The sequence below is a fragment of the Alkalicoccus saliphilus genome (genome assembly GCF_003044065.1).
Classification (GTDB): Bacteria; Bacillota; Bacilli; order Bacillales; family Salisediminibacteriaceae; genus Alkalicoccus; species Alkalicoccus saliphilus.
This window is the reverse complement of record NZ_PZJJ01000003.1, coordinates 149113-167319: the sequence shown is the minus strand read 5'-3', so window position 1 is coordinate 167319 and position 18207 is coordinate 149113. Positions and strand designations below refer to the sequence as shown.

The 18207-nt window shown below is 47.3% G+C and carries 22 protein-coding genes; 11 read left to right on the top strand and 11 right to left on the bottom strand.

Going from position 1 to position 18207, the window contains the following annotated elements; translation table 11 throughout:
- The first annotated feature begins 115 nt into the window (after window positions 1–115).
- The 3 genes from C6Y45_RS03570 (at window position 116) to thiW (ending at window position 2172) form a co-directional block, all read left to right on the top strand.
- A complete protein-coding gene (locus C6Y45_RS03570) occupies window positions 116–931 on the top strand; it encodes a DUF4397 domain-containing protein (protein ID WP_245922525.1) in 816 nt (271 codons plus the stop codon).
- A 64-nt stretch (window positions 932–995) separates the two neighbouring features.
- Window positions 996–1592 carry a class F sortase gene (locus C6Y45_RS03565; protein ID WP_146159146.1) on the top strand — a complete coding sequence of 199 codons (597 nt, stop codon included), beginning with the start codon at window positions 996–998 and terminating at the stop codon, window positions 1590–1592.
- An 88-nt stretch (window positions 1593–1680) separates the two neighbouring features.
- Entirely contained in the window at window positions 1681–2172 is a 492-nt protein-coding gene (thiW, locus tag C6Y45_RS03560; RefSeq protein WP_107583644.1) for an energy coupling factor transporter S component ThiW, read from the top strand.
- A 187-nt stretch (window positions 2173–2359) separates the two neighbouring features.
- On the opposite strand, the gene C6Y45_RS03555 is transcribed toward thiW, so the two are convergent.
- The 3 genes from C6Y45_RS03555 to C6Y45_RS03545 all read right to left on the bottom strand — a co-directional run bounded on the left by C6Y45_RS03555 (window position 2360) and on the right by C6Y45_RS03545 (window position 4273).
- Window positions 2360–2692: a four-helix bundle copper-binding protein gene (locus C6Y45_RS03555; protein WP_107583643.1), complete on the bottom strand. Its 333-nt coding sequence runs from the start codon at window positions 2690–2692 to the stop codon at window positions 2360–2362.
- A gap of 88 nt (window positions 2693–2780) precedes the next feature.
- A complete protein-coding gene (locus C6Y45_RS03550; RefSeq protein ID WP_107583642.1) occupies window positions 2781–3644 on the bottom strand; it encodes a 1,4-dihydroxy-6-naphtoate synthase in 864 nt (287 codons plus the stop codon).
- The gene (locus C6Y45_RS03545) at window positions 3641–4273 is read right to left on the bottom strand and encodes a futalosine hydrolase (RefSeq protein WP_107583641.1); all 633 of its coding nucleotides are present in this window, start codon (window positions 4271–4273) and stop codon (window positions 3641–3643) included. The genes C6Y45_RS03550 and C6Y45_RS03545 overlap by 4 nt, the downstream gene beginning before the upstream one ends.
- A gap of 275 nt (window positions 4274–4548) precedes the next feature.
- On the opposite strand from C6Y45_RS03545, the gene pgsB reads away from it, so the two are divergent.
- The 4 genes from pgsB (at window position 4549) to C6Y45_RS03525 (ending at window position 9546) form a co-directional block, all read left to right on the top strand.
- Entirely contained in the window at window positions 4549–5814 is a 1266-nt protein-coding gene (gene pgsB, locus C6Y45_RS03540; protein WP_107583640.1) for a poly-gamma-glutamate synthase PgsB, read from the top strand.
- A gap of 117 nt (window positions 5815–5931) precedes the next feature.
- On the top strand, window positions 5932–6381 hold the full coding sequence (gene pgsC, locus C6Y45_RS03535) for a poly-gamma-glutamate biosynthesis protein PgsC (RefSeq protein WP_107583639.1): 450 nt from the start codon (window positions 5932–5934) through the stop codon (window positions 6379–6381).
- Window positions 6382–6400: 19 nt separating this feature from the next.
- Window positions 6401–7747, top strand: coding sequence for a CapA family protein (locus tag C6Y45_RS03530; protein WP_107583638.1), 1347 nt, complete (start codon window positions 6401–6403; stop codon window positions 7745–7747).
- Window positions 7744–9546, top strand: a complete 1803-nt coding sequence (locus tag C6Y45_RS03525; protein ID WP_107583637.1) for a gamma-glutamyltransferase family protein — start codon at window positions 7744–7746, stop codon at window positions 9544–9546. The genes C6Y45_RS03530 and C6Y45_RS03525 overlap by 4 nt, the downstream gene beginning before the upstream one ends.
- Before the next feature lie 3 nt (window positions 9547–9549).
- On the opposite strand, the gene C6Y45_RS17325 is transcribed toward C6Y45_RS03525, so the two are convergent.
- Both C6Y45_RS17325 and C6Y45_RS03520 read right to left on the bottom strand, forming a co-directional pair.
- Window positions 9550–9969 carry a hypothetical protein gene (locus C6Y45_RS17325; protein ID WP_160058114.1) on the bottom strand — a complete coding sequence of 140 codons (420 nt, stop codon included), beginning with the start codon at window positions 9967–9969 and terminating at the stop codon, window positions 9550–9552.
- The gene (locus C6Y45_RS03520; protein WP_107583636.1) at window positions 9947–10288 is read right to left on the bottom strand and encodes a hypothetical protein; all 342 of its coding nucleotides are present in this window, start codon (window positions 10286–10288) and stop codon (window positions 9947–9949) included. Before C6Y45_RS03520 ends, C6Y45_RS17325 begins: the two co-directional genes overlap by 23 nt.
- A gap of 139 nt (window positions 10289–10427) precedes the next feature.
- Here C6Y45_RS03520 and C6Y45_RS03515 point away from each other — a divergent pair, with 139 nt between their 5' ends.
- Together C6Y45_RS03515 and C6Y45_RS03510 are read left to right on the top strand one after the other, a co-directional pair.
- Window positions 10428–11600 (top strand): MalY/PatB family protein, encoded by a 1173-nt coding sequence (locus tag C6Y45_RS03515; RefSeq protein WP_218017793.1) that lies wholly within the window; start codon window positions 10428–10430, stop codon window positions 11598–11600.
- Window positions 11601–11621: 21 nt separating this feature from the next.
- Complete coding sequence (locus C6Y45_RS03510; protein WP_107583635.1) at window positions 11622–12425, top strand: YihY/virulence factor BrkB family protein; 804 nt, start codon at window positions 11622–11624, stop codon at window positions 12423–12425.
- 276 nt (window positions 12426–12701) lie between these two features.
- Here C6Y45_RS03510 and trhA read toward each other — a convergent pair whose 3' ends face one another.
- Window positions 12702–13340, bottom strand: a complete 639-nt coding sequence (trhA, locus tag C6Y45_RS03505) for a PAQR family membrane homeostasis protein TrhA (protein WP_107583634.1) — start codon at window positions 13338–13340, stop codon at window positions 12702–12704.
- Between the two features lie 128 nt (window positions 13341–13468).
- On the opposite strand from trhA, the gene C6Y45_RS03500 reads away from it, so the two are divergent.
- Both C6Y45_RS03500 and C6Y45_RS03495 read left to right on the top strand, forming a co-directional pair.
- Window positions 13469–14023, top strand: a complete 555-nt coding sequence (locus C6Y45_RS03500; protein ID WP_160058112.1) for a DUF1836 domain-containing protein — start codon at window positions 13469–13471, stop codon at window positions 14021–14023.
- 121 nt (window positions 14024–14144) lie between these two features.
- On the top strand, window positions 14145–14495 hold the full coding sequence (locus C6Y45_RS03495) for a YflT domain-containing protein (protein ID WP_342752415.1): 351 nt from the start codon (window positions 14145–14147) through the stop codon (window positions 14493–14495).
- A gap of 45 nt (window positions 14496–14540) precedes the next feature.
- On the opposite strand, the gene C6Y45_RS03490 is transcribed toward C6Y45_RS03495, so the two are convergent.
- The 5 genes from C6Y45_RS03490 to C6Y45_RS17315 all read right to left on the bottom strand — a co-directional run bounded on the left by C6Y45_RS03490 (window position 14541) and on the right by C6Y45_RS17315 (window position 18179).
- Window positions 14541–15149, bottom strand: a complete 609-nt coding sequence (locus tag C6Y45_RS03490; protein ID WP_107583632.1) for a trimeric intracellular cation channel family protein — start codon at window positions 15147–15149, stop codon at window positions 14541–14543.
- Window positions 15150–15509: 360 nt separating this feature from the next.
- Window positions 15510–16898, bottom strand: coding sequence for an amidohydrolase family protein (locus C6Y45_RS03485; RefSeq protein WP_245922523.1), 1389 nt, complete (start codon window positions 16896–16898; stop codon window positions 15510–15512).
- A gap of 286 nt (window positions 16899–17184) precedes the next feature.
- Window positions 17185–17403: a hypothetical protein gene (locus tag C6Y45_RS17320; protein WP_107583631.1), complete on the bottom strand. Its 219-nt coding sequence runs from the start codon at window positions 17401–17403 to the stop codon at window positions 17185–17187.
- Window positions 17404–17447: 44 nt separating this feature from the next.
- On the bottom strand, window positions 17448–17957 hold the full coding sequence (locus C6Y45_RS03475; RefSeq protein WP_107583630.1) for a type 1 glutamine amidotransferase domain-containing protein: 510 nt from the start codon (window positions 17955–17957) through the stop codon (window positions 17448–17450).
- Window positions 17958–18029: 72 nt separating this feature from the next.
- A complete protein-coding gene (locus C6Y45_RS17315) occupies window positions 18030–18179 on the bottom strand; it encodes a hypothetical protein (protein WP_160058110.1) in 150 nt (49 codons plus the stop codon).
- Window positions 18180–18207 lie beyond the last annotated feature (28 nt).

Sequence of the window (18207 nt, the reverse complement as noted above, 5' to 3'; positions counted from 1 at the left end):
AATAAATGTTTCATTTTGTCAATATGGAGGTAAAGATAACTGTCGCTGTCTTTGTACAACTTTTGTCGAAGTTTTGTTTATATTTATAACCAAAAATTACAAGGAGATGGTTAAGTTGCAAAAATCAAAAATTGTTCTTTATACCCTGCCTGCTTTATTAGTTGCGGGAATGGCCACACCAGCTTTAGCTGACAGTCACGGAGACGAAAACGCGATGGTGCGTGTGCTGCACGCCTCCCCTGATGCACCGGAAGTGGACGTTTACGTTAATGGAGATGCTGCCGTTGAAGGTGCCGCCTTCCAGGACATTACTGATTACCTTGAACTGCCTGCCGGAGATCATGAAGTAGCTATTTTCCCTGCAGGGGAAGGCGGAGAAGGTGACCCTGTTATTGAAGAAACGCTTACAGTAGAAGGCGGTATGAATTATACAGCCGCAGCAGTGGATACACTGGATAACCTGACCCTTGAAGCTTTTGCTGATGATAACACGGTGGAAGAAGGTATGACTAAAATCCGCGTCGGCCATATGTCACCTGGAGCACCGGCTGTAGACGTCGGGCTTGTGGATGGAGATTCCTTGTTTGAAGGTGCTGAATTTTTCGCTGTAACTGATTACCTGGAGCTTGACCCGGACACGTACGATCTGGAAATCCGTGCAGCCGGTACTGAAGATGCAGTATTAGATCTTTCAGGAACTGAATTGGAAGCCGATACTGTATACTCCGCCTATGCTGTCGGTGCGGATGCCGATGAACTTGAAGTAGTGCTTGTAGCTGATGAAGCACACGCAGCACCTTCCGAAATGCCGGCTACTGGTATGGGAGGCGCTTCCCAGTCTGCTAATTACCTGCCGCTCGCCTTGACAATACTTGCCGGGGGCCTTGGTGCAGCTTTTCTTTTTCGTAAAAAGATTCTCCCTCAGGCATAGTCTTATATTAATTCTTCCTCTTCTCCTGCTTCTAAGCGCCTGCACTTCCGAAACAGAAGAAAGCATGGAAGCTCCTTTACAGCAGGCCGGCGCTGCCGTTCCTGCTGAAGAGGAGAAAGAAACAGCTCCGGAAACACCACCTCCGGATGAAGAAGCTGTCATAAACAGCACCGCTGATTCCAAACCGGTGGAAGCAGTTCCGGGAAGCACTTCCCAGGGGATTGATCCGGGGAGGCTGGAAATACCGGCTATCGGAGTGGATGCCCCCGTCGAAGATGTCGGTCTCGACGAAGCAGGCGCGATGGAAGTTCCGGAGGAAGGTGAATTAATCGGATGGTTCAGCCGCGGACCAAAGCCGGGAGCACAAGGTAATTCTGTCCTTGCCGGACACGTTGATGATCGGGAGGGTCCCGCGGTTTTCTATGACCTGAAGGATCTTGAAATCGGTGACGAGATTAAAGTACACGATGAAAGTGGGGAAACGAACGTATTTCAAGTTACGAATATGGAAGTTTATCCTTATGATGACGCCCCGATTCAGACTGTTTTCGGGCCCTCTGCTTCCAGAAATCTCAATTTAATAACCTGCACCGGTGAATTTGATCGGGATGCAGGAACCCATCGTGAACGGCTTGTTGTTTTTACCGAGCTTGTTTCCTGAATTTTTTCACCCTGACTTTGTCGGGGTGTTTTTTTATGTGCTGCTTAAGTTACAATAAGTGACAACTAAAATTATCGGGAGGTAGCCTATGAATAACACGAAAAAACTGACGATTATGGCGATGTTTACGGCTGTTGGAATTGTAGGTGCTGCTTTCATCTGGTTTCCGACCGGTGTCGCCCGGGCCTACCCTGTGCAGCATGCTGTCAACGTCATGGCGGCAGTACTTCTAGGCCCCGGGCCCGCCGTGATGATTGCTTTTGTTATCGGTCTTCTCCGGAATCTGATGGGGCTGGGAACGATACTCGCCTTCCCCGGCGGTATGATCGGCGCTCTGCTTGCAGGGCTGTTTTACCGCTGGAAACAAAAAACCTGGATGGCTGCCATTGGTGAAATTATTGGTACAGCTGTGCTCGGTTCGCTGCTTGCCGTACCGATCGTGACCTTTTTTCTAGGCCAGCCGGCAGCTGTACTTGCCTTTGTTCCCGGCTTTCTTATAAGCAGCGGGGCCGGAGCTGCCATTGCTCTCCTTATTCTCAGCCGGTGGAAGCCGGATTGGGCATCGGAAGGAAAAAAGTAAGGTTCTGTTACTCCCCCCTCTCCTGATAAGAGCGGGAGCTGATTGACAGTATTAGAAAGATAAACAAGCTGAAAAGAGGCTGATGCTCCAATCTCCTGGAGCATCAGCCTCTTTTTTAGAACTGAAGTGTTACCTCTTTATATTCGGAACAGTGTTTCTTTTAAAGGATTATGTTGCTGCCCGTTTATTACATGCCCTGATAGCTACGGCATGCTTCTGCGCACCGGTCACACATCTCTGCACAGTGTCTGCAGTGGTCGTGGCTGTGCTGACGGCATTCGTCTGCACATGCTTTACACACCGTTTCGCAGACTTTAAGCAGTTCTTCTAAAAACGGCGTATCCCTTTGCAGCGCCTGTTCCGTAAAGCCGCAGATGTCTGCGCATTCCCGGTCGAGGCGGATACAGTTAGCCATCATGTTCACGTCTTCTTCTTGAAGACACGCGTCATAGCAGTGGTTACAGGCTTCCATACATTCGTGAAGAATTTTTGTGAGTTCCTCTTTCTGCAGATCGTTCATAAACAATTCCTCCTTGAATAATGTCTTTAACCTTCCGTTTCCCTATCCGGAGGTTAATTAAACCACTATTCAGAAAAAAAATCAGAATTTACTGCTTCTGAACCTTTTCAGGAGAATTGCCGGTATTCCAGACTTTTTCCCATTCCACTTCGGGCACAAGCCCTTCTTCTGCTGCACGGCGTAAAAGAGTCTCCACCGCATATCTCCCCTGGCTGCCAAGAGCCATGGAATATTCATTGACATAGAGATCAATGTGGGACTGAGCAACTTCCCGCGACATTTCCTGAGCATGCTCCATCACGTAGTCCATCGTATTATCGGGGGTCTCCCAGGCCTGATGCAGAGAAGTTCTGATGGATGCAGCCAGTTTTTCGCTGTCCACTCCTTTACGGGCAATAATTGCTCCGAGAGGGATCGGCGCTCCCGTATCTTCCTCCCACCATTCTCCAAGGTCCACAAGCATTGACAGGCCGTAGTTTTTGTACGTGAAGCGCGCCTCGTGAATGACCAGTCCGGCATCTACGCTTCCGCTCTGTACTGCCGGCATAATTTCATCAAACGGCAGAACGATAATTTCTGCTTTTTCCTCCGGAAGCTTCTGGGCCTGCCAGAGACGGAAAAGCATATAAGCCGTGGATCGTTCACTTGGGACAGCGACTGTTTTACCTTTTAAATCGTCTGGCTGCTTTGCTTCTTTTGTCAGCACGAGCGGGCCGCATCCTCTTCCCAGTGCCCCTCCGCACTGGATCAGCTGATAATTTTCTGCGGCATAGGGAAAAGCCGCGTAGGAAATTTTCATTACTTCCGGGCCCGTCTGCTCTGCAGCCCACGTATTTGTTTTATCAATATCCGCATAGGTAACTTCGACTTTTTCTGCCCCCGGCACGCTGTCATGGACAAGCCCGTGAAAAATAAACGTGTCATTCGGACAGGGAGAAAATGCTATTTTCATTTTAATGCCTCCTTTAATAGACGTAGCGAATCTGTCAGGGCGGTAAGTGCTCTTGAAAGCTCCCATCCTCCCAGATCACGCGGACCGACTTTGTTGGATATCGTCCGCAGTTCGAGATAAGGAATACCCGCGGCGTCGGCGGCAGAGGCGACTCCTGCTCCCTCCATCGCTTCTGCGAAGGCTTCCGGATATCTTATACGAAGGTTCCGTTCGCCGCTGTCGGTACCGGTAGCCGTAGAAACCGTCAGAATCTGGCCAACGTGGGTTGTTTCGGCAGGAAAAGCCGGCAGGACCGATTCAGCTATGTTTGTGTGCCACGTATTTTTACCGAAACCGAGATCCTCTGCGTTGATAAATCCATCCGGCGACTCTGCCCCGAGATCCGCAAGAATACTTTCGGAGCCGAGAACTGTATCGCCTATAGAACTTCTTCCGGCAAACCCTCCTGCTACTCCCGCATTAATAACGATATCCGGTTTGTTTGTTCCGAGAAGTACAGCCGTCCTTACTGCCGCTTCCACCGGCCCAAATCCGCACAGAGCTGTCTGCCAGGACGGATCTGTTCCAATTCCATCCTGGACAGCTTTTCTTTCTTTTTCCACAGCGGTTAAAATTAATATGTTTTTCATATAAGCTGTTGATGTCCTTTCAGTTTTTTGTTATTTTTTTAAGGTTCTTAATAATAAACTGGTTTCAGTTTAGCAGGAAGAATGTATAATTGAAATGCCCGCTCCGGCTCCATGTGTAAAAGACAAAACTCTTCTTACTTTCCACCCCCGTTTCTGATATAATGTTATTCGGTGTAAAACTATCCATATTGGAAAACAAGAGGGATTTATATAGAGCAGATTTTTGTCCGGCAGAGCCATCGTCAGCTGAAAGATACAACGGGAGGTAACTGAATATGCACGAATTATTTTATTTAAGCCTGTTTGCGGTGGCGGTTTTTTACGTAGGATTCAAGGAACGTCGTAAAATGGACCGCCACATCGACCGGATTCCGAACCGGATACTTGTAAATGGTGTCCGCGGGAAATCGACAGTAACCCGCCTGATCATGGGAATCACGACGGAAGCCGGCCACCGGGCTGCCGGGAAAACGACAGGTACGTCGCCGCGCCTTTTCTACTCGGATCAGGAAGAAGAAGAGCCGATCATGCGGAGTCTGCAGGGGGCTAATATTTCCGAGCAGAAAATTATCAACAATCAGGTGGCCCGACGGAATGTTGAAACATTCACGGCAGAATGTATGGCTGTAAACCCTGAGTATCAGAGGGTGTTCGAAGAGAATTTTGTAAAACCTCATATTACGGTTATTACAAATATCATCGAAGACCACCTGGACGTTATGGGACCTACGCTTGATCAGATCGCGGAAGCTTTTTCCCGTACGATTCCAAGAAACGGCTACGTCGTCATGCCCGAAACAAAATATTCCCGGTTTTTCCGGCGGGTTGCAGCATCTAAAAATTCAGAAGTTGTCTTTTTTTCCACAGAAGGCATCGAAGAAGAATATCTGCAGCAGTTTCCTTACATGATGTTTGCTGAGAACGCCGCGATCGGCCTGGCCGTGGCAGACATTCTCGATATTGACCGGGAAACGGCTCTCCGAGGTATGCTGAATGCCCCAGTCGATCCGGGAGCGATGAGGATTCATACGTTTGGCGAAGCAGAAGAACCCAGCTACTTCTTTAATGGGTTTGCTGCCAACGATGCCACATCGACGATGAATATCTGGAATAAGGTGCTTAGTTCCAACTACCCTTCCCAGCATAAAGCCGTTATTATGAACTGCCGTGATGACCGGGTGGACCGCACGATCCAGTTCGCGGAAGAAGTACTTCCAAACCTTGAAATGGATACACTTATTCTTGTCGGAAAAAGCGTAAGCCCGATTGTTCAGGCCCATGAGCGGGGAGAGCTTCCCGCTTCCAGACTGATCAACCTGGAAAAGGAAAGCACGGATAAAATTATCCGGACTATTAAAGACCTCCCAGAGCAGACACTGCTTTACGGAATAGGAAATATTCACGGAGGTGGACAGGAAATTGCGGATGCGATCGAAGAGCTCGATGAAAAGCGCCGCCGGAAGTTTCCTGAAAAAGAAAAGAAAAAAGCTGAGAAATCCATTTCAGCTAGCCGGGCCCGGCTTCTCGCCGAGCAGAATTAAAAAGGCAACTACAGGCTGTTCCTTCTACCTGGAACAGCCTGCTCACCTTACATAGGTTTTTCATTGAATTGGAATTAAGAGCAGAATTAAACATTTTAAAAAAGGAGCTGGCTGAGCTTGTTTGGTACTGATTTATACATTGCGATTGTTATTGGGGTTTTATTGTCACTGCTTTATGCAGAAAAAACCGGTATTGTACCGGCCGGCCTTGTAGTGCCGGGATATCTTGCGCTCGTATTCGACCAGATTATGTATCTTGTCGTCGTTGCTGCCATTAGTATACTGACTTATTTGATTGTTACACAGGTGATTGGACGTCTCACGGTGCTTTATGGACGGAGGAAATTCGGCGCCATGCTGGCCGTCGGTATACTCCTGAAGATGGCTACGGATTTTTCTTATCCTCTGGTAGGGTTTGAGATATTCGAGCTGAGAGGGATCGGTGTTATCGTGCCCGGATTAATCGCTAACTCGATCCAGAAGCAGGGCATCCTCCCTACTTTCTCATCCACTTTCATTATCGCCTTTGCCACGTTCGTTATTATTACTGTCTATCATTTATTCTAAAAGCAGGTGAAACTAAACTATGGAGCGAGAATTCACGTTTCAAGAACGCATGAAGCTCATGCAGATCAAACATAAAAAAACAGCTCTGCGTGATTCATTAATTGTTCTCGGTGTGCTGGCGATTCCTTTTTTTGCACACAGCATGTTCACGCCGGGTGAAGAACCGGAAGAAACCCGCCCGGATAATGTGGAGTACCGCATATCCATGGTCGGGGACATAATGACGGGCCGGCACGTTCGGGAAGCGGCAGAACAGAGCGGCGAACCAATCGACCGCGTGTTCGACTATGTCACCCCTTACTTCGAGGAGTCCGATCATACGACAGGTAACTTTGAGTCACCGGTCATTAATGATGATATTCCGGAAATAGAAGAACAGATCGACGATGCCGAACTTCATAACAAGGGAATCCACTTTTATGCCCATCCGGATTCGCTCGGTGCTATAGAGCGGGCCGGCTTTGATTCTATTTCCGCAGCTAATAACCACGCGCTTGACTACGGCGACCTTTCTTTGCAGCAGACGCTGGAGTACGGAGCCGAAACAAACCTTGAGCTTCTCGGTATCGGAGACGCTCTTGGGATTGATCCCTATCCGGATCGGAGAGCACTCTTACCGGAAGGATCTGAAGAAGCCCCGGAGATACCGGATCCGGTCGAAAACTTCGACGGTTCGGAGAGAGAAGCACTAGATGCTTCCCGCGTACACACGTTTGAAAACGAAGACGGCCTCCGCTTCGGTATTATCGGCTTTACGGATGTCTTCGTTCAGGGCTTCAGTGCCTCTGATTACGTAGGCGGAGTGTTCACAAGTGACGTTCACCTGCCGGAACTTAGGCAGCGCCTGCTTGATGCGAAAGCGCCTGTTGAAGATGGAGGCCTTGGCGTCGATGTTGTCATGGTCCAGACACACTGGGGGGAAGAATACCAGGTAGGCTACAGTGACCGCCAGGAAGAACTTGCCCAGTATATGACCAACTACGGGGCTGATATTATTATCGGTCACCACTCCCACGTACTGGAGCCAATCACAGTGCGGGAAGGCCGCGATGGACACCGCGCTCTTGTGATTAACAGCCTTGGGAACTTTGTATTTGACCAGGGCTGGAGCCGGACGAAGGAATCCACGATGGCCCAGCTTGATTTTCTCGATGACGGTTCCAAAGAAGTGTCGTTCGTCCCGATGGCTGTTCTTGATACGATGCCGAGAGAAACATCCGGCATTCTGAAACCTTACAGAGACTTCCGAATTTTCCAGACGCTCCGAAAAGATCTTGATAATGACTACTGGACTGTAGAAGACGGACGTCTGAAAATAGACCTTGACGCAGCCGGTATTTTAGAAGGAGTAGGTGACACAACATGAATTACAAACCTTATTTAAGGTGGACATATATCTCCGCTTCTATTATTTTTGTCGGTCTTCTTGCCTGGAATGTCTACTTTGTAGACGAATTCGATCCGTTTCGTGAGCCGTACTCCGGAGCGGACTTTCAGGACAGGCAGGTAGACTCTGTCGATGTGGATCCTGCAGCTGGGGGTAATAATGAAACCGGCGAAGCGTCTGTCGATGTTTACGGCGTGAGTGCGATCCATCCTCTTGCAGCCGATGTAGGTATGGAAGTGATGGAAAACGGCGGCAACGCGGTGGACGCAGCCATCGCAGTTTCCTTTATGCTTAACGTTGTGGAGCCTTACGGTTCCGGTATCGGCGGCGGCGGTGTTATGCTCGTTCACGATCCGGAAGACGGTATTGCAAGCTACGATTACCGCGAGTCGGCCCCTACGAGCGGTTCATGGCCGGCCCGTGGAGCAGCTGTACCGGGTCTGGTTAAAGGGATGGAACATATTCACACCGACTATGCGTCGCTGCCTTGGGAAGACTTGATGGAAGACGCTGTACAAACAGCGGAGGAAGGTTTCCAGGTAGGTAATATTTTCAACCGCCAGACAGGTAACGCTGTACGCCGTCTTGAGCTGAGCGGTGAAAACCAGGAGCGCTTTTTCCCGGATGGCCAGACGCTGGAAGTAAATGAAACGCTCGAACAGCCGGAACTGGCTGAAACGCTCCGTGCGATTCAGGAAGAAGGAGCGGACACGTTCTACACCGGTTCGGTTGCAGAATCCATTACGTCACAGACTGATTTTACGATGGAAGACTTTGCAGCATATGAGTCGGATGTTCGTGATCCGGTCAGTGCCGAAATTGGCGACCAGATCGTTCACGGCGGTCCTTCCCCTTCCTCCGGTGCAGTTGTTGTTCAGGCACTGCAGATGGCAGACGCAATTGCCAACAGCCCGGACCTTGAGCAAATAACAGAAGGCGAAGCTTCGATGGAAGCGCTCGTGAATGAGCCGGAAAACGAAGCAGCCTACATGCATCTTATAAATGAAATAACACGCTCGGCCTATTCCTATCGTCTCGATACGCTTGGTGACCCCGGGTTTGATAACATTGACCACCAGCGGCTGACGGGAGCGGACGCTCTGGAAACAATGCTCACAAGAGTCGACACTGAAACGATCACGGGCGCGGATGAAGAACTTTTCAATACACCGGCAGAAGAAGCAGACAGCCGGCATACAACTCATTTCGTTGTTACGGATACAGAAGGACGCATGGTTTCTGCCACTCATTCTCTCGGGGAGTTTTACGGATCTGGTATCCACGTGGATGGGATTTTCATGAACAACCAGATGACAAACTTCAGCGACAGCGATACGGACATGAACCGCTATGAGCCGGGTAAACGTCCGCGTACATTCGTTTCTCCGATGATTTTTGAGGAACAGGGTAAACCTGTACTTGGTCTCGGTTCACCGGGTGGACGACGCATTCCGGCAATGCTGTTCCAGACAGCCATGCGTTACCAGCACGGCCTGACTGACGATGGAGAACCTCTGTCTCTTCAGGAAGCTATTCAACACCCTCGTTTTTATAACGAAAACGACGTGACGTACGTGGAAGATACGGACTTCCCGGACGAAACTGTAGAGGATCTGCGAAACATGGGGTACTCTGTTGTAGGAAATGATTCCGATCTGTTCTATGGAGGTATCCAGGGACTCGGGATTGTTCTCGATGACAATGGTAACGTAACAGGAATGTACGGCGGCGGTGACCAGCGCCGAAACGGCTCCTGGCAGATCGAATCAGCAGACTGATCGTCAAAAAAAGACTGTGATGCCGACAAAAGGCGTCACAGTCTTTTTTATTACAGCTTTTCTTAGTTTCCAGGCTGCTTCAAACCCCCTGGAATAAGTAAAACCCCCTTCTTGAAAGCGGTTTAATTTACCCGTCATCGGGTATAGATAAGTAGAGCCCTTCATAAGAGGCTCAGCCATAAACGTCCGTGCCACCAGAACGTGATGCCCTATCCACCACGTTTTGAAGCAGAAGATGATGCGTTGAGCAACTTCCGTTATCCAACACGGATATGAAACTTTCACCGTTCCGTTCCAACGATTCAAAGCGAGCATAGTGCTTTTTATTTCAGGGAAGCGGGAACTTGAAAGTATGGTTGAGTCCCTTATGAGAGGGCTCTTTTTTGTTTCCAATAATTGTCTAACTGGTGACCATCGCCCCAATCAGTACGGCGTAAGAAGCTGCTACAGCCCCTGCCCCGGTAAACAGAAGTATTCTTGTCCACTTTCGTGAAAGAGGCTCCTGATCAGGAAGTTTCAGCTTCGGATTAAGAAGCATTTTGTTACGGTAATACACGGTAACCAAAGCGAGGATTCCACCTGTCTGCAGGAGAAAAAATACTGTCATCAGACCTGATTCTCCAAAAACTTCAAAGCCTCCTGCCGCTTCCAGAATCAGCACGTTGATAATACTGTAGGCAAGAAGCATTATAAATAATATACCGACGAGTTTTATAAATTCAATAAGCCACTGCACTGTCATTCCTCTTTTCCCCAGTTATTTCTTTCATTCTGCAGGCAACATTCAGTTTATCATAGAAAAGCTTGAACTGCGCAAGTCTTCCCTTGTTTCTGTATAATAGGAGGCGTCTACAGATTTTATTGTGAAGGTGGCGTTTATTTTGAATTTTTTCCAGGAATATATTAATCGAAAAGATACATACTCTGTCAAATGGGACAGGACAAAAGAAGTGTTCAAAACTGAAACACCTGTCCTCCCTATGTGGGTCGCAGACATGGATTTTCATCCTCCCGAAGCTGTTACAGAAGCTGTCCGCGAGCGGGTGGAACACGGGATTTATGGTTATACGTATATCGACGACCATGTAAAAATACAAATACAGGAATGGCTCCTGCGGCGGCAGCACTGGAAAATTGATCAGGAGTGGATCCAGTTCAGTCACGGGGTTGTTCCTTCCATCGGGAAAGCTGTTCAGGCTCTTACGGAACCGGGTGACAAAGTACTTGTACAATCCCCTGTCTATCCTCCCTTCTTTTCCATGGTAAAAGACAATGACCGCGAACTCGTTAATGCTCCGCTGAAAGAAGAAAACGGTTTTTATTCCATCGATTTCACCGAACTTGAAAAAGCTTTATCCAGTGGAGTAAAAATGATGCTGCTCTGTCATCCCCATAACCCTGTAGGTCGGGTCTGGACAGAAGAAGAGCTGCGCCGGATCGGCAATCTGTGCGTGAAACACGACGTCATTATCGTTTCCGATGAAATACACGGAGACCTTGTGTATAAACCGAACAGACAAATCCCTATCGCTTCTCTTTCAACGGAAATTTCCAACCGGACGATTACACTGATCGCTCCTAGCAAAACTTTCAATCTTGCCGGCCTGCAGGCTTCCGCTGCCATAACAGAAAACAGTGAATACCGTAAAGCTATGGAAAAGATAGATAAAAAGAATGGTTTTTTTACACTGAATACTTTCGGCATACTCGCAATGGAAGCGGCTTATTCCAAAGGAGAAGCGTGGCTTGAAGAGCTGCTTGAGTACCTGGAGGACAACATAAAACTTGTGGACTCTTTCCTTCAGGCAGAAGTTCCTCAAATTAAACTCCGGCAGCCGGAGTCGACATATCTTCTCTGGCTGGATTTCCGCGAAACCGGCCTGACCGATGCTGAAATAAACAAACGACTTCTTGAAACAGGAAAAATCGCCATGAATCCGGGGGTAAGCTTCGGTGAGGGCGGGAGCGGCTTTATGCGCATGAATGCGGCCTGCCCGAGGGATACGGTGAAAGAAGGTCTCAACCGAATCAAAAAAGCATTTAAAGATATTTAAAAGTCAGACAGGAGGCAGGAGATGCTAAAAGAATTCGGGAGACGGTTCCGGGATCATGAGTTGATTAACCTTGGAGCGCAGTGCGCTTATTTTCTTCTGTTGTCTATTTTCCCCTTTATGCTTTTTATCGTAAGTCTTCTGTCGTTTCTTCCGTTCACCTTCGCCGATGTGTTCATGCTGCTCCAGGATACGTACGTCCCTCCCGGAGCGCTCCAGGTTATTGAAGACCAGTGGAATGTAATTACGGCAGACGGCCAGGTAGGGCTGCTTTCGTTCGGGGCATTATTTACTCTATGGACGGCTTCTCTGGCACTTAATGCCATACTCAGCTCATTGAATCTGGCCTACAATGTCACCGAGGCACGCGGACTGATCATTGAGAGGCTGATTGCCATCGGCCTGACGATTGCGATGTTTTTTGTCGTGATTCTGGCACTGGTTCTGCAGGTAGTCGGTGTACACATCCGGGACTGGCTGCAGCTTGATGTGGTCGTATTTAACGTTGATCTGCTCCGCTGGCTTTTCAGCTCCGTTATTATCTTTGCCGTCTTCCTGATGCTGTACTGGATAGGACCGAGTATGAAGCTTCGATTCCGGGAAGTCTATATTGGAGCGCTGACCGCAACGGCCGGATGGCAGCTCATATCTTTTCTCTTTTCTTCCTACGTCAGCCGTTTTGCGGATTTCACCGCTACGTACGGGACGATTGGAACCGTCATCGGTCTGATGGTCTGGTTTCACCTCACCTCCCTCATTCTTCTTATCGGGGGCGAAATTAACGCTATGCTTAAAGAAAGAAAAATAAAACGGCTGAACGTTCAATAAAAACATTTGAAATATCCAGCATTATGCAACAGAGCCTGCCGTGGGCTTATCTTCAGCTGTTGCAAGTTCGGTCATCTGAAAGCATTTCCTTTTATAAAAAATCACGTTTTCAACAAATAGAGCCTGTCAGCGGAGTTTTTCCGCAGACAGGCTCTCCTGCAATCAAAGCAGGCGAAACGTGTAAATAGAGGCTCATAACAACGTCTGTTGCTTTTAAAATTCAATTTAATTTTTCACACGGCTGTTATCCGGCCTGGCTTCAGAAAGCTTCCCCTGCTATATGTTTAACAGCGTGAAGACAGAAATAATATGAGAGACTGTACCCGCCAGCACGAAAATATGCCAGACGGCGTGATGATACTTAAATCCACGCCACATGTAAAACACAGCGCCGATCGTATAGAATAGTCCTCCTGCAATCAAAAATGTCAGTCCATGAGGTGAAAGAACTTCGGTAATTGCACTCCATGCGAAAACCATCTGCCAGCCGAGAATGATATACCCGATGGTGGAAATAAACATATATTTTTTTACGAAGAAACACTTCAGTACTGTTCCGATAATGGCAAATCCCCATACGACTCCGAAAAGTGTCCATCCAAGCCATCCCTGTACTGCAATAAATAAAAACGGTGTATACGTTCCGGCAATAAAAAAGTAGATGGAAGCGTGATCCATAATCTCAAATATGTCTTTTATTTTGCCGGACGGCAGTGCGTGAAGCAGAGTTGACGATGTATATAAAAGCAGCATAGAAACTCCGAAGAGCGAAAAACTAACCATATGAACAGTGCTTCCAGCAACTGAAGCATGCACAGTCAGCATTACCAGCGTTACGATACTTATAACAATTCCGACTCCATGAGTAGCTGCATTGACTACTTCTTCTTCTTTAGTGAATGTATGTGTACTCATAACCCCTCCTTATGAACTTTATAACGTAGTTTCGATAACTACATATTAACATATTAATAAAACATATGCCAGTTCCTCCTTACTTACGTTTGGAAAACCGGTTATACTTGGAATGGGAGGAGATTGATATGGCCTTAAAAGATTTAATTGAAGATATGACGATCGATAAACATGTACAGATTGAACAGCTTCCGGAAATTGAATTATATATGGATCAGGTCATTCAGCTTTTTGAAATGACCTTTAACGATTTAAAACGTGAAGAAAAAGAAAAAATTATGACAAAGACGATGATTAATAACTACGCTAAAGGCGGCCTGCTGTCGCCGAGCCGGAATAAACGCTACACGAAAGCGCACGTTATGGTAATCAGCCTGATTTATGAAATGAAAGGGGCTCTTTCCCTTAAAGACATACAGAAAACCCTTTCCCAGGCGGAAATTACAGAATTTCAGGATCCTCACGCTGTCAGATCACTGTACGAAGACTACTTGAAATCTGCACTCTCAAATACTGAAGAAGTGAAACAGCGCATGAAGGAACAAGCCGCTGCGCTTGAGGAAGAATTTTCAGAAAAAATCAACGATCCGTATGTGCAGCAGGTACTGCTGATTCTCACCTTCGTCCATCAGAGTAATTTGTACAGACGGGCAGCAGAAAAATTGATTGATACCCTTCCGTAGGTATATTTTCCCCTTTTTACTTTTTGAAGTTTTATCTGGGAAAGTAAATGGTAATTACAATAGTGAAGCAGTCATAAAAGACTGAAGCACCAATTATCAAATACCTTAACTGGAGGAATGAATGATAATGCATCCATTGTACAAAGAATTTCAAAACGATCAGGAAGTAGTAGATGCTGTAACAGAGATTAAAGAAAAAGGTGTATCAGAGGATAACGTTTATATCCTGACACACGATGAGGAACGTACGAAACGAGTAGCTGATAATGCAGACGCCAACACGGTAGGTACTGCTGACATGAACTTCGGTACAGCAGCGAAAAACGTTTTCCGTAAAAAAGGTGACGAGCTCCGTGCCAAGTTTGAAGAGCTTGGATTCTCCAAAGACATGGCTAATGAACTCGAAGAAAAGCTCGACGAAGGAAAAGTTATTGTTGTTGTGCCGGACGCTCCGGACGGTATGGCGCTGTAAATACGCAAAAGAGGTTCTGCAGCTGTGCAGAACCTCTTTTTTGTGCTATATGGCGCGGTCCGGAAGCCGGCTCGGCAGGGACCACTCGTAATAGACAGAGCATAGACGGAGCACTACAACGGCTGTCACGACAAGCAGAAGCTCCAGCGGACCGGTAAGCCATCCAAGCCCTACTACGACCCCCGGAATCAACGTCCACGCAATGTATATTTCTTTTTGAAGAAACATCGGTTTTCTTCCTGCAAGGATATCCCGGATCATCCCTCCTCCGGTTCCTGTCAAAGCCGCTGCCGCAATACAGGCACTGAGCGGATGCCCCATGGAGTAGGCATAAAGTGCTCCCTGGACGGAAAAAGCACCAAGTCCGATGGAATCAAAGAAAATTCCGCGCCGCAGAAGTGTCCACCTTACCATCGTCGGGAAGACAAAGGCGAGAGTCATGACGAGAAAAGCGACGGTGAAAAGCGCTCCCTGATCCCACAGCTCAGATACCGGAACTCCAATAAGCAGATTTCTTACGGCTCCTCCGCCAAAAGCGGTTATAAATCCAAGAATGTAGACCCCCATTAAATCGTATCTTTCTTCCAGTGCCACATTGACACCGCTCATAGCAAAAGCAATCGTCCCAATAACGTTCAGCGTTTCCCACACAATCCTTCCAACTTTCTTTTATGAACTAAGCTCCTAAGCTCTTTTCTGAGGCTGCCCTGAAAACAGCTCGTTTATCAGATGGGCATAACGCTGCTGCACTCTCGGCGGGGCTTATCCGAGGGCTTGTTCTCGACTAATCCTGGCAGGAAACCCTCCGCCAAAATGGATTCTCGAACGGCGCTGATCCTCTCGGTGTCCCCGCCTTTGTTACACAGCGTTAGATATTTTCGTTTTCATGGGGCAGTTTTAACTGCATCCATTTCTCTTTTAATGCTTTAAATTGATACGGAGACCTGCGGCTCACTCTCTTAAAAAAACTGAATGATAAAGCCTTTCTCATTTTAAGGGAGAATCTGGAATAACTCAACCCTCTTTGGAAAATGTGATTTTTTCTGCAAGTTTTTCTGCACGATTCTGTGCTTCTGCCATGGCCTCTTCTTCATCAATAAACAGCAGCTTTCTGTTTTTCATAATAAATCTGCCGTCCACAATGACATCCTGAACTTCCTCTCCGCGTGCAGCATATACCAGGTTTGCGGTTACGTTTTCCAACGGATGAAGCAGTACGGGACTCAGTGTCTGCTTCCGGGTATCCAGAACAATCATATCTGCTTTTTTACCTTCTTCCAGCGATCCGATGTCCGATTCCATACCAAGCACTGCTGCAGCGTCTGTCGTAGCCATCCGCAGTACTTTTAAGGCTGGAAATACTTTCGGATCCTTCGCTTTTACTTTATTTAATATGGCTGCAAATTTCATCTCATTGAACATATTGTTTCCATTGTTTCCCGGAGCCTGATCAGAACCTAGAGCTGCCGTTCCACCTGCGCTCGTAAACAATTCAACGGGAGGAACAATCCCATCAATAATCCCGATACTTCCGGAGCAGTTTATCATACCTGCTCCACTTTCCGCCGCCTGAATCGTCTCTTCGTGGTCAGCTTCTGTCAAATGCACAGCAAGGAGCCGATTATTTAACAAGCCATGTTTCTCTAAAAATTTTATCGGACGCATCCCCGTTCGTTTTTCCATCTGGTATACTTCCCGGTCCCCCTGGCAGACATGCATATGAATTTTTGTGTCGAAACGTTCCGCTTCCTTCTGTACCTGCTTCAGAAGCTCCAGGCTCATCATATCAGCTCCCTGCGGACCGAACATCACCCGGATTCTTCCTTCTTCCGCCTGATGCCAGTCGTGGTAAAGATCAACTGCCGCCTGAAGCTTTTTCTCCCCGATCACAGAATCGAACGGATAGACTTCTTCGACGGGCAGATCACCAATATCATCGGGGAGTTCATTAATCATTTCCGAAGCCATCACACGTACACCTGTTTTTGCATAACTTTTTAAAAGTTCTCCCATGTGGCTGTCGTAATCGTTGAACGTTGTCGTTCCTGCCCGGATTCCTTCCATAATATTCATTACCGACCCCGCCTTCCGATCTTCGACTGTCATATGCTTCATCCATGGCCAGAGTCCTTTCTGCATCCAGTGGTCCATATCCTGAGCCACCCCTCTGACAATGGCAAGACCCGAGTGAATGTGAGCGTCAATCAGACCCGGCATTAAAAGCATTCCCGAAGCATCAATTTCTTCTTCTGCTGCTACCTCGTTTTTTACATCTGCTGTTTTTCCTACTTTTATAATTTTATTACCTTTTACAGCTACAGCACCACCTTCGAAAAGCCCCCCGTTTTCGCCTGTCATAGGTAAAACATAAGCGTTTGTCCACATTTTATCTGCTTTCAGCATCCGTCTGCCCCCTCTGTATTTTTAAGTAATTTTCTTTCGCTGCTCCATATTTCAGTATACCAGCTGGTTACTGGCTGAAAATATAATCAGGTGATCTGGCATATGTAGATCACAGATGTGTTAAATAGGCTGCCTTGAAAGCAGCTATGCGATGAACATACCGCTGGGCGCAGCCTAACCGAAAATCTCAACCAAGGCAGGCCGGTTGGAAGCGAAGTTTTGCTCCAGCCGTCAGCGAATGCTTTAACATAGCTTAAATAAAAGGCTCTGTTGAAGCTCCGTGTTATTATTTAAGGTTGCCTGCAGCTCTTTTTTCTTCTCTTGCCGCGGAGATTGGAAGATCCCGCAGGGCGCAGCCCGAGGAAGCTGAGAATCTCCTCCACGGCAAGCCTGCCGGTTGGAAACGAAGTGTTTCTTCAACCGTCAGCGAATGCTTTAGCATAGCTAAATAAAAAAACAGGCCCCACCAGACAAGCTTTCTGATGGGGTCCTGATGAATTTTCATTTTTTTCGGAAGCTGTGAAAATAATATACAGCCTGCCAGATCTCTTATTTCAGCTGAGCCAGGCTTTCACGGTTGAATGCTTCCAGATCATTTGGTGTCCGGCTCGTAACAAGACTGCCGCAAACAACCACTTCTTCATCAAATACGTTAGCGCCGGCATGACGAAGATCCTGAAGTATCGATTTGAACCCTGTGATATTACGGCCATGCAGGACATCTGCAGTGATCAGGAGCTGCGGTCCGTGACAGATCGCAAAAACGGGCTTATCGTGAAGAATAAAATGTTTGGAAAACTCCACAAATTTTTCATTTCCCCGGAGAAGGTCTGGAGAAAACCCGCCTGGAATAAACAGGGCATCATAATCTTCGGGCTTTGCGTCATCGACACCAAGGTCTGCAGTAACTTTTTCCTCCCCTTGTTTACCGGTCGACTCTTTTCCTTTTTCATCACTGATAACCGTCAGTTCATGTCCTTCTTTTTCGAATGCTTCTTTCGGGGAAGTAAATTCCACATCTTCAAACATATCCGTCATTACGCATGCAATTTTACTCATAGAAACACGACACTCCTTTAATAAATTAGTTATACGTTATGCTTGCAGCCCCAGTGTTCAGGGACATCTACGTTATTTCCGAAGGCGCTGAATCAGCCTCCACCCTACAACAATAAGCTGTCCGACAACAATAAGCCTTTTAAGCTTGGACACTTTAGTCACCCTCTCTATTACTTCCTGTACATTTAATCTTTTACCCGGATAGAAAAGTTTAAAAACCATCCCGGGATAATTCTTCGCCGGAGGTATT

Excerpts from the sequence above, each read along its gene's own strand:
- C6Y45_RS03555 (WP_107583643.1), bottom strand. The coding sequence starts at position 2,692 with ATGAACGATCTGCAGAAAGAGGAACTCACAAAAATTCTTCACGAATGT.
- C6Y45_RS03530 (WP_107583638.1), top strand. The coding sequence starts at position 6,401 with ATGGAGCGAGAATTCACGTTTCAAGAACGCATGAAGCTCATGCAGATC.
- C6Y45_RS03475 (WP_107583630.1), bottom strand. The coding sequence starts at position 17,957 with ATGAGTAAAATTGCATGCGTAATGACGGATATGTTTGAAGATGTGGAA.
- C6Y45_RS17315 (WP_160058110.1), bottom strand. The coding sequence starts at position 18,179 with ATGGTTTTTAAACTTTTCTATCCGGGTAAAAGATTAAATGTACAGGAA.
- C6Y45_RS03495 (WP_342752415.1), top strand. The coding sequence starts at position 14,145 with ATGATAATGCATCCATTGTACAAAGAATTTCAAAACGATCAGGAAGTA.
- C6Y45_RS03520 (WP_107583636.1), bottom strand. The coding sequence starts at position 10,288 with ATGACAGTGCAGTGGCTTATTGAATTTATAAAACTCGTCGGTATATTA.
- C6Y45_RS03550 (WP_107583642.1), bottom strand. The coding sequence starts at position 3,644 with ATGAAAATAGCATTTTCTCCCTGTCCGAATGACACGTTTATTTTTCAC.
- C6Y45_RS03485 (WP_245922523.1), bottom strand. The coding sequence starts at position 16,898 with ATGCTGAAAGCAGATAAAATGTGGACAAACGCTTATGTTTTACCTATG.
- trhA (WP_107583634.1), bottom strand. The coding sequence starts at position 13,340 with ATGAGTACACATACATTCACTAAAGAAGAAGAAGTAGTCAATGCAGCT.
- pgsB (WP_107583640.1), top strand. The coding sequence starts at position 4,549 with ATGCACGAATTATTTTATTTAAGCCTGTTTGCGGTGGCGGTTTTTTAC.
- C6Y45_RS03525 (WP_107583637.1), top strand. The coding sequence starts at position 7,744 with ATGAATTACAAACCTTATTTAAGGTGGACATATATCTCCGCTTCTATT.
- C6Y45_RS03545 (WP_107583641.1), bottom strand. The coding sequence starts at position 4,273 with ATGAAAAACATATTAATTTTAACCGCTGTGGAAAAAGAAAGAAAAGCT.
- thiW (WP_107583644.1), top strand. The coding sequence starts at position 1,681 with ATGAATAACACGAAAAAACTGACGATTATGGCGATGTTTACGGCTGTT.
- C6Y45_RS03510 (WP_107583635.1), top strand. The coding sequence starts at position 11,622 with ATGCTAAAAGAATTCGGGAGACGGTTCCGGGATCATGAGTTGATTAAC.
- C6Y45_RS03565 (WP_146159146.1), top strand. The coding sequence starts at position 996 with ATGGAAGCTCCTTTACAGCAGGCCGGCGCTGCCGTTCCTGCTGAAGAG.
- C6Y45_RS17320 (WP_107583631.1), bottom strand. The coding sequence starts at position 17,403 with ATGAAAATTCATCAGGACCCCATCAGAAAGCTTGTCTGGTGGGGCCTG.
- C6Y45_RS03500 (WP_160058112.1), top strand. The coding sequence starts at position 13,469 with ATGGCCTTAAAAGATTTAATTGAAGATATGACGATCGATAAACATGTA.